Source organism: Nocardioides lentus, from assembly GCF_039529515.1.
In the GTDB taxonomy this organism is placed as follows: domain Bacteria; phylum Actinomycetota; class Actinomycetes; order Propionibacteriales; family Nocardioidaceae; genus Nocardioides; species Nocardioides lentus.
Genome location: NZ_BAAAMY010000001.1, coordinates 508,598 through 523,933 on the forward strand (window position 1 = coordinate 508,598; position 15,336 = coordinate 523,933).

Genomic DNA, 15,336 nt, shown 5'->3' on the forward strand with positions numbered 1-15,336 from the left:
CGGCCTCGCCGTCATCCTGGCCTTCATCGGCGTCAAGCTGGTCCTGCACGCCCTGCACGAGAACGAGCTGCCGTTCATCAACGGCGGCGAGATGGTCCCGGTCTACGAGATCCCGACCTTCCTGTCGCTCGGCGTGATCATGGGCGTCCTGGTCGTCACGGTCATCGCCTCCCTCATGAGCCCGAAGGGCCGCGAGATGGCGAAGGCCGGCAAGGAGGAGCGCGAGGAGATCAAGCACGAGGACGACACGCCCTCGACGCCCTCCTCGGACGCCGACCGCGACACCGCCCGCACCTCGGAGAGCGGCTCGACCACGGACGGCCGCTGAGCCAGCCGTGGCACCGGCGCTGGTCGGTCGCGCGGAGCCGCTGACGCGGCTCCGCGCGCTGCTCGACGCCGGGACCCCCGTCGCCCTCACCGGGCGGCGGGGCGTCGGTCGCAGCGCGGTCCTGGAGGTCCTCGCCGCCGAGGCCTCCGCCGCCGGCGCCACCGTGCTGCGCGCCGGAGGCGTCCTCGCCGAGCGGGACCTGTCGTACGCCGCGGTGCACGACCTGCTCGACCAGCTGCCGGGCGACGTCAGCACCACCTCCAGCACCACCTCGAGCACCGGCGACCCCGACCCGGCCCGGCGGACCCGCGAGCGGCTGTCGGCCCTCGCCGAGCGGGGACCGGTGCTGCTGCTCGTGGACGACGCGCACCTGCTGGACCCCGCGTCGCGCGGGGTCCTCGGCTTCGCGTGCCGCCGTCTCGTCGGGCGGGTCTCGCTGGTGGTGTCGGCCGACGCCGCGCGGCCGCTGCCCGACGCGCTCGCCCTGCCCGGGCTGCAGGTCGTCGAGCTGGGCCCCCTCGACAGCGCCGCGACGATCGAGCTGCTCTCGGCCCACGGCATCGGTCCCCGCACGGCCCAGCGGCTGCACGTCCAGTCCGGCGGTGTGCCCGCCCTCGCGCTGGCGCTGGGCGGTGCCGTGCGCGACCGCCCGACCGTGCTCGGCCGCCCCGTGGGGCTGCCCGCGGAGCTCGCGCGGGTCCTGGAGAGCCGTCTCGACGCCCTGCCCGCGGACACCCGCGCGAGCCTGCTGCGGGTCGCGCTGATGACGCGGCCCAGCGTGCGGCACCTGGAGCGGGCGGGCGTCGCCGACGCGGAGGACCACGTCCGGCTCGCCGTCCGCGAGGGCCTGCTCGAGCGCGACGGCGGGACCCTGCGGCTCGCCCCGCCGCTGCTGGCCGGGCTGCTCCGCGACCGCGCGGGGGCTCAGGAGCGCGCCCGCGCCCACACCGAGCTCGCCCGGGTCGCCACCACGCCGGCCGAGCGCGCCCGCCACCAGGCGCTCGCCGACCCCCGCCCCGACGCCGCGCTGGCGGCGTCGCTGGCCGACCTCGGCGCCGGGGCCGCCGCCGGGAGCGACCGCGGCGGCGCCGCGACGCTCTGGCTGCTCGCCGCCCAGCGCGCCACCGCGGACCAGTCGCAGGACCGGACCGAGTGGCTGGCCCGTGCGGTCGAGGCCGGCGCCCGCGGCGACGCGGTCGACGCCGTGTTCGCGGCCCTCGAGGACTTCTGGGACGCGGCCCCCAGCCCGGCCCAGCGGGTGCGGGTGCGGCTCGCGCTGCTCGAGGTGGCCGGCACCGGCGTGATGGCGATGGAGGAGGTCCTCGTCGCGGCGCTCGCCGACGCCGGGGACGACGCCCGCCTGCTCGGCGAGGTGCTGATGCAGCGGGCGCGCCTGCTGATGGTCGACTCCCGGCCCGTGGAGGCCGGCGCGGCCGCGGAGGAGGGCGTCCGGCTGCTCCGCGAGGCGCGCGGCTCCGGCCCGGCCGCAGGGGTGGCGGAGGCCACCACCGCCCTCGCGACGGCGATCCCGGTCCTGGCGGTGACGCGCCGCTGGACCGGCCGCGGCGACCACGACGCGGTCCTGGCGGAGGCCCTGTCGCTGCCGGTGGACGCCGAGCCCCTGGTCCACCTCACGCCGGCCTACATGGCCGCCCGCTTCGCGCTCTACGACGACCGTCTCGACGAGGCGCTCGGCGCCTTCCGCGGCCTGCTGGTCCGCGCCGAGCGGGGTCCCGCCTCCGACCGCGTCCACCTGCTCCGCAGCCTCGTGGAGGTCGCCGTGCGACGGGGGGACTGCGAGACCGCGCTGCACCACGCCGGCCGGGCGGCGGCGCTCGCGGAGGAGCACGACCTCGCGGCGTACTCGGTCTGGTTCGTCTCGGCGCTCGCGGAGCTCGCGGGAGGCCGCCTGGACCGCGGGCTGGCCCTGGCCACCCGGGGAGCGGAGGTCGCGGAGGCCGAGCGCGACAACCGCTACCTCCAGCGTCACCTGATCCTGATGGGCCAGGCGCGGCTGCGCCGCGGCGAGTCCGCGGCGGCGGCGGAGGCGCTGCGCCGGGTCGAGGCCGTCGAGGAGGGCCACGGCATCAGCGACCCGACGGTCAACCGGTGGCAGCCCGACCTGGTCTCGGCGCTCCTCGCGCTCGGCGAGGTCGACGAGGCCGCGGAGGTGCTGGCGCGGGCCCGCCAGGCGCTCGACGGTCGCACGGGCACCGACGGGGTGGCGGCCCAGCTCGACCGCGTGGAGTCCGAGCTGCTCACCGCGCGCGGCGCGACCTACGACGCGGTCGAGCTGCTCGACCGCTCGGAGAAGGTCTGCCGGGACCTGCGGATGGGCATCGACGTCGGGCGCGCCCTGCTCACCCGCTCCCACCTGGAGCGCCGCCGCCGCCGCGCCGCCGCGGCGCGGGACGCGCTCGCCGACGCCCACGCCCACTTCGCCGGCCTGCGTGCGCGGCCGTGGGTGGCGCAGATCGAGGCCGAGCAGCAGGGCACGGCCGGCGCCGGCCCCGCCCCCGGCGACGGGGAGGGACTGCTGGGGGCGCTCACCGACGCCGAGCGGGGCGTCGCCCTGGCGGTCGCCGACGGCGCGACCAACCGGGAGACGGCCGAGCGGCTGTGGTTGAGCGTGAAGACCGTCGAGGCGGCACTGACCCGCATCTACCGCAAGCTGGGGGTGCGCTCGCGCACCGAGCTGACCGCGCTCGTCCGGGCTCGCGGCGACGACGCGTCCTGAGCGGGTGGGGGACCGCCCCGTCGGCGGGATCCCGGACGATCCCGGACAGACCGAACCCCTCGCCGCATGGGGTCGGCAAGGGGTTCGGTACCCACTACTTTAGCGGGGGTGGGGTTGCGCGTCACCGGGGTCCGGCACTTTTGCCACAACTCGTCGATCACGACCGTTCCCGGACGGTGCGCCGACGCGGTCCGGACGGGTCCGGGAGCCGTCACCGCGGTCGTGCCACGCTGTGTCGCATGCTCGACGACGCGCTGCTGAGGACCGACCACCGCCGCCTGCTGATCGCCGGGGAGTGGCGGGACGCCACGGGCGGCTCCACCTTCGAGGTGGTCGACCCCGCCGACGAGTCGGTGCTGACCGGCGTCTCCGACGCCTCCGTCGAGGACGCCGTCGCGGCCCTCGACGCCGCGGTCGCCGCGCAGCACGACTGGCAGCGCACGCCCCCGCGCGAGCGCGGCGAGATCCTCCGCGCGGCGTACGAGCGGATCCGGGAGGACACCGACCGGTTCGCGCAGCTGATGAGCCTCGAGATGGGCAAGCCGCTCGCCGAGGCCGCCGGCGAGGTCGCCTACGGCATCGAGTTCCTGCGGTGGTTCTCCGAGGAGGCCGTGCGGATCTCCGGGCGCTGGACGACGGCCCCCGCCGGCGGCACCCGGCTGCTGACGGTGCCGAAGCCGGTGGGGCCCTGCCTGCTGATCACGCCGTGGAACTTCCCGCTCGCGATGGGCACCCGCAAGATCGGGCCCGCGATCGCGGCCGGCTGCACGATGGTGGTCAAGCCCGCCCCCGCGACCCCGCTGACGATGCTGGCGCTGGCCGAGGTGCTCACCGACTGCGGGCTGCCGCCCGGCGTGCTCAACGTCGTGCCCACCACCTCCGACGCCGCGCTCAGCGAGCGCCTCCAGGACGACGCCCGGCTCCGCAAGGTCAGCTTCACCGGCTCGACCCCGGTGGGCCGCACGCTCGTCGCGCAGTCGGCCACCCACCTGCAGCGGATGAGCCTCGAGCTCGGCGGCAACGCGCCGTTCCTGGTCTTCGCCGACGCCGACCTCGACGCCGCCGTCGAGGGCTGCATGCTCGCCAAGATGCGCAACATGGGCGAGGCCTGCACGGCGGCCAACCGGATCATGGTCCACGTCGACGTCGCCGAGGAGTTCACCTCGCGGCTCGCCGAGCGGATGGGCGCCCTGAGGGTCGGGCGCGGCCAGGACGACGGCGTGGACGTCGGGCCGCTGGTCAACGCCGCCGCCGTCGACAAGGTCACCGACCTCGTCGGCGACGCCGTGTCGGCCGGCGCGCGGGTGCTGGTCGGCGGCGAGCGTCCCGACGGTCCGGGCTACTTCTACCCGCCCACCGTGCTGCGCGACGTCCCCGTCGAGGCCCGCATCACCCGCGAGGAGGTGTTCGGGCCGGTCGCCGCGGTGACCACCTTCACCACGGAGGCCGAGGCCGTCGCGCGCGCCAACGACACCGAGTACGGGCTCTCGTCCTACGTCTTCACCCGCGACGTCGAGCGGGTGATCCGCCTGGCGGAGTCGCTGGACTACGGCATGGTCGGCGCCAACTCCGGCCTGGTCTCCAACCCGGCCGCCCCCTTCGGCGGCCTGAAGGAGAGCGGCTACGGCCGTGAGGGCGGCCCCGAGGGCATCGAGGAGTACCTCGAGACGACGTACGTGGTCATCCCCGTCACCGGGGCGTGAGGCGCCCCCGGCCCCGAGCGTCGGTCAGGGGGTCGTGGACGTCGGCTCCACCGTCTCGCCGTCGGCGAGCCGCGCGGCGGCGCCGCGGACCGAGCGGCCGATCAGCTCCTCGAGGTCGAGCCCGGTCGAGGTGCGCAGCATCTCGAGGGTCTGCACGACGTTCTGGTTGACCTGCTTGGGCAGGGCGCCGGCGCCGTCGGTGGACACCACCGTCAGCTTGTCGATGGCCGCGATCGGGGCCGCGACCTCCTTGGCGATCTGCGGCAGCACCTCGATCAGCATCTGGAGCACGGCGGCGTCGTTGTACTGCGCGAACGCCTCGGCCCGCTTGTCCATCGCCTCCGCCTCCGCCGAGCCGACCGCCAGGGTCGCGGCGGCCTGCGCCTCGCCCTCGGCGCGGGTCGCGTCCGCCTCCGCCGTACGACGGGCCTTCTCGGCCTGGCCGCGGCGCTCGCCCTCGATGGCCTCGGCCTCGGCGAGCGCGGAGCGGCGGGCCTTCTCGGCCTCACCGGTCAGGCGGGCCTCCTCGGCCTTGGCCTGGGCCGCCGCGATCGACGACGCCTTGCGGGCGTCGGCGGCGGCGATCTCGGCGGTGCGCTTCGCCTCGGCCTCCTGCTCGACCCGGTAGCGCTGGGCGTCGGCGGGCTTGCGGATCTCGGTCTCGAGGTTGCGCTCGGTCAGGGACGCCTGGCGCACGGCGACCTTCTCCTGCTCGGTGAGGATCGCCTGGTCCCGGTCGGCCTGGGCCAGCGGGCCGGAGGCCGCGGCCCTGGCGGACGCGGCGTCGGTCTCGGCCTTGATCTCGGCCTGCTTCAGCGCCAGCTGACGCTGGGAGACCGCGATCTCCTCCTCCGCGGCGATCCGGGCCTGCTCCGCGGCCTGCCGGGCGTTGGCCTCGGCGATGGAGGCGGCCTGCCCGATCCGCGCGGCCTCGGGGCGACCGAGGTCGGCGAGGTAGTTGCCGTCGTCGGTGACGTCCTGGATCTGGAAGGTGTCGAGGATCAGGCCCTGGCCGGTCAGCGAGTTCTCGGACTCGTCGGCCACCCGCTGCGCGAAGGCCGCGCGGTCGCGGATGATCTGCTCGACGGTCAGGCCGCCGACGATCGAGCGCAGCGCACCGGCCAGGACCTCCTGGGTGAACGGCTCGACGTCCTGCTGCTGGGAGAGGAACCGCTGGGCGGCGAGGCGGATCTGGTCGGCGTTGCCGCCCACCTTGACGATGGCGACGCCCTCGACGTTCAGCTTGATGCCCTGGCCGGAGACCGCCCCGCGGATCTGCACTGAGATCCGGCGGCTGGAGAGGTCCATCGTGGCGAGCTTCTGCACGAACGGGATGACGAAGACCCCGCCGCCGAGCACGACCTTCTGCCCCGACAGGTCCGTCGACAGCTCGCCGGTCTCGGGGTTGAGCACGGCCTTGCCCTTGCGGCCGGTCACGATGAACGCCTGGTTGGGACCGGCCACCTTGTAGCGGCTGGTCACCACCAGCACGACGAGGACGACCAGGGCGACGAAGCCCAGGATCGCGATCAGGGTGGGTGACATCGGTTCCTCTTCCTCAGGGGTCCTCGGGCCCGGCGGCCTCGAGCGGGTCGGGCCAGAGCGGGGCGACGCTCACGGCGGTGGGGGACAGGACGGCGGTGACGTGCACCTCGGTCCCGGCCTCGAGGGCCCGCTCGGCGCGGGCGTTGAAGCGCAGCAGGTGGCCGCCGCGCCGCACGGTGACGGTCCCGAGGCCGTCCGCGGGGATGGCGGAGACGACGGTGGCGTCCCAGCCGACGACGTCGTCGGCGGCGGGCGCGCCGGCGGTGCCGCCGGAGCGCACCAGGCGGGTCAGCCACGCGGCGAAGGCACCGAAGACCGCGCCGGCCCCGATCCCGGCCGCGACCGACACCGGCCCCGGGGCGCCGAGGCCGTCGGCCAGTGCGCCGCCGAAGCCGAGGGCGGCGACGAACGCGCCGACGACCTCGGTCGAGAACCAGTCGCCCCCGAGCCCGTCGAGGAGACCCTCGAGCAGCTCGCCGACGAGCAGCGACACGAGCAGCACCGCGAGACCGCACACGCCGATCACCACGTACGCCGTCATCGAGCCCCCGCTCCTCGCCTGTGCCCAGCCTGTCAGAACCGGGCCCCCGGGGTGGACTCCTACCCCGGCGTGAGCCTGTCCACACCACCTCGCGCCCGGTGGGGACGACGGCGCCCGCGTGGGAGGCTGGGCGCATGGTCAACGCCACCGAACGCGAGCGTGGTCGTCCCGCGCCGCCGACCACCGTCGTGCTCTTCGGCGCCACCGGCGACCTCTCGCGCCGCAAGCTGCTGCCGGGCCTGCTGCACCTGATCAGCTCGGGCCTGATGCCCCACGTGCAGATCGTCGGGACGTCGCTGGACGACTTCACCCGCGACTCGTTCGTGCAGTTCGCCCGCGAGGCGATCGACGAGTTCGAGCCGGGCTGCAGCGAGGACCGGTGGGCCGACTTCGCGAAGCGGCTCTACTGGGCGCCCGGCGCGACCACCGAGGCGCTGCGCGACGCGGTCGCGGAGGCCGAGGCCGACTGCTCCGAGCCGCAGGAGCGGCTGCACTACCTCTCGGTGCCGCCCAACGCGGCCCTCGCCGTGCTGCACCGCCTGCGTGACGCCGGGCTGGTCGAGCGCGGGCGCGTCGTCATGGAGAAGCCGTTCGGCGTCGACCTGGAGTCGGCGAAGATGCTGAACGCCGCGGTCCACGAGGTCTTCGAGGAGGACCGGGTCTTCCGGATCGACCACTTCCTGGGCAAGGAGGCGGCGCTCAACATCCTGGCGTTCCGGTTCGCGAACGGTCTGTTCGAGCCGATCTGGAACCGCACGATGATCGACCACATCCAGATCGATGTCCCCGAGACCCTCGGGCTCGAGCAGCGCGCGTCGTTCTACGAGGCCACCGGCGCCTACCGCGACATGGTCGTCACCCACCTGTTCCAGGTGCTGGCGTTCACCGCGATGGAGGCGCCGACGGCGCTGGACCCGGAGTCGATCACCGAGGAGAAGTACAAGGTCTTCCGGTCGATGCTGCCGATCAACACCGACGACGTGGTCCGCGGCCAGTACCTCGGCTACCGCGAGGAGAAGGGCGTCGACCCCGAGTCGGAGACCGAGACCTTCATCGCGCTGAAGTGCTACATCGACAACTGGCGCTGGGCCGGCGTCCCGTTCTACCTGCGCACCGGCAAGAAGCTCGCCGAGGGCCAGCGGATCATCTCGGTGGCCTTCAAGGAGCCCCCGCAGTCGATGTTCCCCGACGGCTCCGGCGTCGGTCAGCACGGTCCGGACCACCTCACGTTCGACCTGTCGGACCAGCCGAAGATGAGCCTGTCGTTCTACGGCAAGCGCCCCGGACCCGGCTTCCGGCTCGACAAGGTGTCCATGCAGTTCGCGATGGACGAGACCTCCTGGCAGGGCTCCGTCCTGGAGGCCTACGAGCGGTTGATCCTCGACGCCTCGAAGGGCAACCGCACGCTGTTCAACTCCGCGCAGGGCGTCGAGCGGCTGTGGGAGGTCTCCCAGCACCTGCTCGAGGACCCGCCGCCGGTGCGGCCCTACCAGCCGGGCTCGTGGGGTCCCAACCAGATCCACCAGCTCGTCGCCCCCCACGCGTGGCGCCTGCCGTTCGAGCGCAAGTGGCGCACGATGAAGGAGAACGACGACTGAGGCTCACAGCCAGGTCATCGACGCGCCGTGGCCGTGGGTCCAGGCCAGGGCCCGCCCGTCGAGGCCGAGCACGAAGGTCGCCGTCCCCTCGGGCACGTCGGGCCCGGTGGCGGTGACGCCCGGCAGGACCCCGGCGCCCTCGTTGCTGATCCAGCGGCAGGCGCCGTCGGCGACCATCCCGGACAGCGTGGTGACGAGCCGTTCCCGCTCCGCGGGGTCCAGGTACGCCGCGGCCGCGCTGTGGAGCACGACCACCGTGCCGTGCCGTGCGGCGAGGTCGACGGCCGCGGGCAGCTCCTCGAGCAGGTCGCCGGCGACCAGCACGGGCGGGTCGGCGCGGGCGACGCCGATCGCGGCGACGAGCCGGGCGCGGCGGTGCTCCTGCTCGGGCCACACCAGGGTCGTGAGCCACGCCGTCTGCTCGTCGTCGGCGACGTCGAGGGGGTGCAGGTCGATGCCGCCGCGCCACGCGACGACCGGGAGCCGCCGCGGCAGGTCGGGACGACCGCCGGGGCCCTCGAGCACCCGGCAGACGAGCTCCGGGGCGTCGGGGTCCTCGCGCAGCACCACGTCCTCGCCGTCGCCGCCGGGCGGCTGCCAGCGGTAGGCGTAGCGGTCGGGGTACAGGCAGAGCCCCGCGCTGGCCCCGAGCTCGAGCAGCGCCAGCGGCTCGGGGCTCTGCTCGGCGACCCGGGCGAGGGCCGGCAGCAGGGTGGCGAGCCGGCCGGCCTCGTTGGTCTGGGTCGAGCGCTCCCGCACGGTCCGGGCGATCGACCCGTCGTCGTCGAGGAGCGCCGCGCGCAGCACGTCGTACGGCGCGGGGGCGGGGACGCCGTGCCACCGGGCGGCCGCGAACACGAGGTTGGGCTGCCGCTTCGGCACCGGCAGCGTGTCGAGCCACGCCAGCACGTCGTCGTCGGCGGCCGCCCGGCGCGCCCAGTCGGCGAAGCAGGGCGAGTCGCCCTCGGCGTAGGCGGCGAAGTCGGCGTACTGCTCGGCGATCCCGGCGAAGACCTTCACGGGCCGAGTCTGCGGGCAGTCCCCCACGGAACGGTCGCGCCGCGAGCCGTCCGGCGCCGGTCCCGTGGGGGATCACCCCGCCCGGGCGGGCAGCGGGGGTCGGCCGAGGAAGGCCAGGAGCCGGACGTCGGCCGGCGCGAACGGCGCGACCGGCAGGGAGGAGCCGAAGCGGCGACCCCGGTCGCGGGCCCCGATCGTGACGGCGGCGACCGGGAGGAGCTGCGCGGCGAGGTCCGCGGGCACCGGCCGGTCCTCGCCGGTGGCCTGCGCGACGTCCCAGCCGTGCACGCCGATCTCGAGCGCCGCCGTGGCCACCAGCAGCGACGCCGGCAGCGACGTCCCGGCGCGGTCGACCGCCCCGACATCGACCGCCCCGACATCGACCGCCCCGACATCGACCGCCCCGACATCGATCGCCCCGACATCGACCACGGAGCGCGGCGGCTCGGCCCACAGCCCGAGCAGGTGGCAGGCCTTGGTCTGCAGGCGCCCCAGCCGGGCCCCGACCCCCGTCGCCCGTGGACCGGCGGCGCCCGGGGTCCGCGCGGTGCCCGACCTCCCCGGCGACCCCCGCCCGGTGCCCCGCCCGGTGACCCGCCCGGCCGCGGCCTCGGTGAACGCGTCGAGCGCGTCGTCCATGTGCCACAGCAGGTCGTCGAGGTCCCAGCGCGCGCACGGCGTGGGCCGCGCCAGGTGGACCGGGCGGACGCCGGCGAGGGCGAGGCGGGTGTGGCCGAGGGCGCGCTCGAGGAGCTCGACGGCGGCGTCGAGGTCCGGCAGGTCGGGGGGTCGGGGCGTCGTCGGGGGAGGCCCGGTCACCGGCCGTGGGCGGCGGCGATCTCCGCCGCGCCCCGTCCGGGCCGGGAGACCGGGCCGTCGCCGACGTCGGTGCGCACGTCGGCGGGCAGTCGTGCGGGCAGGCCGAACGTGGGGAAGAGGTCGGTGTCGAAGAAGGCGCCCACGTGGCGCACACGCTCGCCGTCCAGGTCGAGCACCTGGAGGTGGAAGGGCGCGAAGTCGCCCTCCGGGCCGCGCATGTAGAGCCCGAACGCGGGCTGGCCGTTGGCGCGCGTCGGCAGCATCACCATGTCGTGGGCCCCGCCCGGGCAGGCGGTGCCGATCAGCTCGCCGATGTGGTCGGCGCCGCGGTACCAGCCGGTGAACGGCGGCATCTCCCAGACCGCGTCGTGGGTGAGGAGCCCCACGATGGCGTCGACGTCCTTCTTCCAGAACGCCTCGACGTAGGCCTCGAGCAGGCGCTGCTGGGCGGTGGTGAGCTCCTCGACGACGGTGTCCTCGGTGAGGGCCCGCTCCTTCATCTGGGCGTGGGCGCGCTGGAGGGCGGAGTTGACGGCCGCCACGGTGGTCTCGAGGGCGGTCGCGACCTCGGCGGCGCTCCACCGCAGCACGTCGCGGAGGATCAGCACGGCGCGCTGGCGGGCCGGGAGGTGCTGCAGCGCGGCGACGAACGCGAGGCGGATCGAGTCCCGCTCGCCGACCACGACGGCCGCGTCCGGCACGGGCTGGAGCCAGGGGACCTCCTCGTCCGAGACGAGCTCGTCGCTGGCCAGCGAGTCGGCGGTGCCCAGACCGGTCGGCAGCGGTCGGCGCGGGCGGCCCTCGAGGTTGGTCAGGCACACGTTGGTCGCGATCCGGTACAGCCAGGTGCGCACCGACGAGCGGCCGCCGAACGTGCCCTGCGAGCGCCAGGCGCGCAGCAGCGTCTCCTGGACCAGGTCCTCGGCCTCGTGGATCGAGCCGCTCATGCGGTAGCAGTGGGCGAGCAGCTCCCGGCTGTAGCGCCCGGTGAGGGCGTCGAAGTCGGCCAGCTCGTCGGTCGCGCTGCGGGCGGTGTCGACGTCAGGGGTCATCGTGCTCACCGTTTCGCCTCCGGGTGCGGGTCGTGGGTCAGTCTGTCGGGAGTGACGACCGACGTCGACACCCGAACTCATCGCTCCCCGGCTCGGGCCCCCGCGAAGGACCACACCAGCGCGGTCGAGCCGGTCGCGAGCGTCAGCCGTCGGCCGCCGGAGGCCTCCAGTCGGACGGCGTCGCCCGCCCCCAGGTCGCCGGCGTCCTCGAGGTGGCCCGTGCCGTCGGGGAGGTAGAGGTGGGTGCGCGCGGCCTCGGGCAGGGCGAGGTCCCCGCCGCCGGTCGCGAGCCACAGCACCGCACCGGCCACGCCCAGGGGCAGCTCGGCGTCGCCGCCGGCCACCGGGACCAGGCCGGCGCCGGCGGCCGGCGCCACGACCGGCCCCGCTCCCGCGGCGTACGACGGGGCGGCGTCGGGGTCGTCGGCGCGCAGCCACGTCTGCACGAACCGGGTCGTGCCGGCGCCGGGCTCGCCGGTCTCGGCGTGCACGACGCCGGACCCGGCCGACAGGACCTGCGCCCCGCCGGCGCCCACGGTGCCGCTCGCGGTGCCGGGGGAGGAGTGCGCCAGCGCCCCGTCGAGCACCCACGTGACGATCTCCACGCCGGAGTGGGGGTGGTCGTCGTACCCGGCGCCGGGCGCGAGCCGGTGGTCGTCGTGGCACACGATCGGCCCGAAACCGAGGTTGGTCGGGTCGTAGTGGGCGCCGAAGGAGAACGAGTGGGTCGCCGTGACGCCGGGGCCGTGCTCGGAGACTCCACGCGTCCCGGCGCGGCGCAGGTCGAGCCAGGGTGTGTCCGTCACCGGACCATCGTCGCGTCTAGGCTGTCGCCCATGTCCAGCCCCGACGTCGCGCCCGAGCCCGAGACCGGCCCCGAGGGCGTCAGCCTGCAGGCCCCGGAGCCGACCGGCCCCAGCGCGCGCCGGGTGCTGTTCGTCGTGGGCTCCGGGCGCAGCGGCACCAGCACCATGTCGGGCACCCTGCAGACCCTCGGCATGCACGTGCCGCAGCCCGAGGTCGCGGCCGACGACACCAACCCCAAGGGCTTCGGCGAGCCGCAGTGGGTCGTGGACTTCCACGACGAGCTGCTGCGCCGGGTCAACGTGCAGGTCTCCGACGCCCGCCCGTCGGCGTGGTTCGAGACCGGCAAGCTCAGCACCGCCGAGCAGCTGCGCACGCGCCTGCACACCTGGCTCGAGGAGCAGTTCGAGGCCGGCGGCGACGAGCTCGTGATCAAGGACCCGCGCCTGGCGTGGTTCCTGGGCCTGTGGCGCTCGGCGGCCCTGCGCGCCGGGGCGTCCTGCTCCCACGTCACGATGCTGCGCCCCGTGACCGAGGTCGTGGGCAGCAAGCAGAAGTACTACGCCAAGCGCTTCGGCGAGGTGAACCGCGTCGCCGCCTGGGTCAACATGATGCTCCACACCGAGCGCTCGACCCGCGGCAACCAGCGTGCCTTCGTCCGCTACGACGACATGCTCACCGACTGGACCGTGCCGGTCCACGACATGGGCGAGCGCTTCGACCTGCATGCCGTGCGCTCCGCGACCGCGCGCGACATCCGCAAGGTCCACCAGTTCATCGACCCCTCGCTGCGGCGGGTGCGCCTGACCTGGGACGACGTGCCCGTGCCGGCCCACCTGCGCACGATCGCGGACGACGCCTGGCAGGCGCTGGACGCGCTCGCGGACCCGGGCGGGGACACCCCCGAGCGCCACGTCGAGCTGGACCAGATCCGCCAGGCCTACACCGAGGCCTACGAGGAGGCGGAGGCGATGTCGCAGTCGACCGCCATCGCCGCCCAGCGCGCCGGCGCGGCCGCCGAGCGGAGCCGCCTCGAGGGTGGCGGCGACCGCGGCGGGCCGGCCCCGGCCCCCGAGGGCGTGCGGCTCTCGGACCGCGTGCCCCACAACGTGCGGGCCCTGGTGCCGCCGAGCGCCCGGCGCAGGCTGCGCCAGGCCCTCGGCCGCCCCCGGTGACCGCGGTCCTCGGTGCGGTCGGCGACTCGGCCGCCAACCGCGAGGGCGAGACCGACTACGACATCGTCTGGCCCTGGTCGCGCCCGCAGGTGCCCGGCACGGGCATCGTCCTGCGGGTCAAGGACGAGGCCCGGTCGATGCCGTGGGTGCTCCCGCCGCTGCTGCGGGCGGGCCAGCAGGTCGTGCTCGTCGACAACGGCTCCACCGACGGGACCGCGCAGGTCGCGCGCGACGTCGCGGAGCGCAGCGGCCACGCCGACCGGCTGACGATCACCGAGTACCCGTTCCGGGTCAGCCGGTGCGGCCCGGAGCACCTCGGCACGCCGGCGGACTCGGTGCACTCGCTGGTCTGGTTCTACTCGTGGTCCTTCGCCCACGTCTCGACCACCTACTCGGTGAAGTGGGACGGCGACATGGTCCTCACCCAGGAGGGCGAGGAGCTGCTGCGCGAGCTGGCCTGGCGGCTCCCGGGGCGCGAGGCCGTGCTCTACGTGCCGCGCCACAGCCTGTACGTCGAGTCCGACCGCGTCGCCTACCTCGACCTCGGCCTGTTCAACGCCGAGCCCTTCGGCTACCCCATGAGCCCGTCGTACCCGCACGTGAAGGCGTTCGAGTGGGAGCTGCGGATCCACCCCGAGGGCGTCGACCACGTCAAGCTCCCCGAGGGCACCTGCCTGGAGCTGAAGTACCTCGACTCCGACGAGTTCGCGCACTGGACCGACGCCGACGCGTTCGCGACCAGCGCCCGCACGCAGCGCAAGCGCCGCGAGTACCAGCTCTTCACCGACCTCGCCGAGGGTCGGTGGGAGGCGCACGGCGTCGCGGCGGGCGGCGGCATCCACCGCATCGAGGTGCCGACCGGCTCGGACGCCCACGTCGTCGACCACGTCACCGAGGTGTGGCTGCCGCGGGCCGAGCGTCCGCTCGTCGACCCCGCGCTGCGCCGCCTGACCGCCCAGGACCGCGCCAAGCAGCGACGCGGGGCCACGGCGTCGGCGGCGTCCGTGTCGTCCCCGGGGGCCGGGGCCTGATGCGCGCGCCGGACATCGTCAACCGCGAGGGCCACGAGGGGTACGACGTCCGCTGGGCCTTCTCCGAGGGCCCGCTGCCGACCGGCCTGACCTGCGTCTTCCGGGTCCGCAACGAGGCCCGCAACCTGCCGTGGGTGCTGCCGGGCATCCTCGCCGCGACCCAGGCCGTCGTGCTCGTCGACAACGGCTCCGACGACGGCACCGCCGAGGTCGCCGCCCGCGTGGCCGCCGAGTGCGGGGCGGCCGACCGCCTGACGGTCCTGGACTACCCCTTCACGGTCGCCCGGGCCGGCGCGGAGAACCTGGCGACCCCGGCCGACTCGGTCCACAGCCTCACGCACTTCTACAACTGGTCCTTCGGCCACGTGCGCACGTCGTACTCGATGAAGTGGGACGGCGACATGGTGCTGACGGAGGAGGGCGTCGGCACGCTCGCCGACCTCGCCTGGCAGCTCGAGGGCTCCGGGTCCGTCGTGCTCGTGCCGCGCCACTCCCTGACGGTGGTGTCCGACTCCGAGGCCTGGATCGACCTCGGTGTCGACTTCCGCGAGCCGTGGATCTACCCGATGGGCCCGGAGTACGTGCACAAGAAGGCCTTCGAGTGGGAGCTGCGGGTCTTCCCCGAGGAGACCCAGCGCATCCACCTGCCGCCGGGCATGTGCGTCGAGCTGAAGTGGCTCGACGCCGACGAGTTCGCCCACTGGTCCTCCACCGCGTTCTCGAACGTCCGGATCCCGCGCAAGCGCCGCGAGTGGGAGGTCGACCGCGCCATCCGCGAGGGCCGGCCCGGCGACGTCGAGGGCCTCACCCACGTGGTCGCGCCGCCCGGCGTCCACGTCGTCGACCACGTCGTGCGCGACTGGCTGCCCCGCGCCCCGCGCCCGCTGATCCGCAAGAAGCCCCCGCCCCAGCCGCCGGGCTGAGCGGGGCGCACGGGGTCTCGCGGCGGGTGCGAGGCGCGGGTCACATCGCCCGGTGGGCCT

At 75.1% G+C, this 15,336-nt stretch carries 12 protein-coding genes and 1 pseudogene; 7 read left to right on the top strand and 6 right to left on the bottom strand.

The window, feature by feature from the left end; all coding sequences use genetic code 11:
* The 3 genes and pseudogenes from ABD158_RS02500 to ABD158_RS02510 all read left to right on the top strand — a co-directional run.
* Positions 1–328: pseudogene (locus ABD158_RS02500) on the top strand (TerC family protein); the annotation flags it as partial.
* A 7-nt stretch (positions 329–335) separates the two neighbouring features.
* Complete coding sequence (locus ABD158_RS02505; RefSeq protein ID WP_344003224.1) at positions 336–3,065, top strand: LuxR C-terminal-related transcriptional regulator; 2,730 nt, start codon at positions 336–338, stop codon at positions 3,063–3,065.
* A gap of 239 nt (positions 3,066–3,304) precedes the next feature.
* Positions 3,305–4,768, top strand: coding sequence for an NAD-dependent succinate-semialdehyde dehydrogenase (locus tag ABD158_RS02510; RefSeq protein ID WP_344003226.1), 1,464 nt, complete (start codon positions 3,305–3,307; stop codon positions 4,766–4,768).
* A 24-nt stretch (positions 4,769–4,792) separates the two neighbouring features.
* Here ABD158_RS02510 and ABD158_RS02515 read toward each other — a convergent pair whose 3' ends face one another.
* A complete protein-coding gene (locus tag ABD158_RS02515; RefSeq protein ID WP_344003230.1) occupies positions 4,793–6,313 on the bottom strand; it encodes a flotillin family protein in 1,521 nt (506 codons plus the stop codon).
* Positions 6,314–6,326: 13 nt separating this feature from the next.
* Positions 6,327–6,854 carry a hypothetical protein gene (locus ABD158_RS02520; RefSeq protein ID WP_344003233.1) on the bottom strand — a complete coding sequence of 176 codons (528 nt, stop codon included), beginning with the start codon at positions 6,852–6,854 and terminating at the stop codon, positions 6,327–6,329.
* Between the two features lie 134 nt (positions 6,855–6,988).
* On the opposite strand from ABD158_RS02520, the gene zwf reads away from it, so the two are divergent.
* Positions 6,989–8,452, top strand: a complete 1,464-nt coding sequence (gene zwf / locus ABD158_RS02525; protein WP_344003236.1) for a glucose-6-phosphate dehydrogenase — start codon at positions 6,989–6,991, stop codon at positions 8,450–8,452.
* Positions 8,453–8,455: 3 nt separating this feature from the next.
* Here zwf and ABD158_RS02530 read toward each other — a convergent pair whose 3' ends face one another.
* From ABD158_RS02530 to ABD158_RS02545, 4 genes are all read right to left on the bottom strand, one after another.
* Positions 8,456–9,472, bottom strand: coding sequence for a DUF2332 domain-containing protein (locus ABD158_RS02530; protein WP_344003239.1), 1,017 nt, complete (start codon positions 9,470–9,472; stop codon positions 8,456–8,458).
* Between the two features lie 72 nt (positions 9,473–9,544).
* On the bottom strand, positions 9,545–10,291 hold the full coding sequence (locus ABD158_RS02535; RefSeq protein WP_344003242.1) for a DinB family protein: 747 nt from the start codon (positions 10,289–10,291) through the stop codon (positions 9,545–9,547).
* On the bottom strand, positions 10,288–11,343 hold the full coding sequence (locus tag ABD158_RS02540; RefSeq protein WP_344003245.1) for a sigma-70 family RNA polymerase sigma factor: 1,056 nt from the start codon (positions 11,341–11,343) through the stop codon (positions 10,288–10,290). Before ABD158_RS02540 ends, ABD158_RS02535 begins: the two co-directional genes overlap by 4 nt.
* A 77-nt stretch (positions 11,344–11,420) precedes the next feature.
* On the bottom strand, positions 11,421–12,149 hold the full coding sequence (locus ABD158_RS02545) for a pirin family protein (protein WP_344003248.1): 729 nt from the start codon (positions 12,147–12,149) through the stop codon (positions 11,421–11,423).
* A 30-nt stretch (positions 12,150–12,179) separates the two neighbouring features.
* On the opposite strand from ABD158_RS02545, the gene ABD158_RS02550 reads away from it, so the two are divergent.
* Genes ABD158_RS02550 through ABD158_RS02560 form a run of 3 tightly spaced genes read left to right on the top strand, consistent with a single transcriptional unit; the run spans position 12,180 to position 15,276 of the window.
* Positions 12,180–13,322, top strand: coding sequence for a sulfotransferase family protein (locus ABD158_RS02550; RefSeq protein WP_344003251.1), 1,143 nt, complete (start codon positions 12,180–12,182; stop codon positions 13,320–13,322).
* Positions 13,319–14,353, top strand: coding sequence for a hypothetical protein (locus ABD158_RS02555; RefSeq protein WP_344003254.1), 1,035 nt, complete (start codon positions 13,319–13,321; stop codon positions 14,351–14,353). The genes ABD158_RS02550 and ABD158_RS02555 overlap by 4 nt, the downstream gene beginning before the upstream one ends.
* On the top strand, positions 14,353–15,276 hold the full coding sequence (locus ABD158_RS02560) for a hypothetical protein (RefSeq protein ID WP_344003257.1): 924 nt from the start codon (positions 14,353–14,355) through the stop codon (positions 15,274–15,276). Before ABD158_RS02555 ends, ABD158_RS02560 begins: the two co-directional genes overlap by 1 nt.
* Positions 15,277–15,336 lie beyond the last annotated feature (60 nt).

What these genes read in the sequence shown, in the direction of transcription:
- ABD158_RS02510 (WP_344003226.1), top strand. Translation starts at nt 3,305, where the DNA reads ATGCTCGACGACGCGCTGCTGAGGACCGACCACCGCCGCCTGCTGATC.
- ABD158_RS02515 (WP_344003230.1), bottom strand. Translation starts at nt 6,313, where the DNA reads ATGTCACCCACCCTGATCGCGATCCTGGGCTTCGTCGCCCTGGTCGTC.
- ABD158_RS02520 (WP_344003233.1), bottom strand. Translation starts at nt 6,854, where the DNA reads ATGACGGCGTACGTGGTGATCGGCGTGTGCGGTCTCGCGGTGCTGCTC.
- zwf (WP_344003236.1), top strand. Translation starts at nt 6,989, where the DNA reads ATGGTCAACGCCACCGAACGCGAGCGTGGTCGTCCCGCGCCGCCGACC.
- ABD158_RS02540 (WP_344003245.1), bottom strand. Translation starts at nt 11,343, where the DNA reads ATGACCCCTGACGTCGACACCGCCCGCAGCGCGACCGACGAGCTGGCC.
- ABD158_RS02550 (WP_344003251.1), top strand. Translation starts at nt 12,180, where the DNA reads ATGTCCAGCCCCGACGTCGCGCCCGAGCCCGAGACCGGCCCCGAGGGC.
- ABD158_RS02560 (WP_344003257.1), top strand. Translation starts at nt 14,353, where the DNA reads ATGCGCGCGCCGGACATCGTCAACCGCGAGGGCCACGAGGGGTACGAC.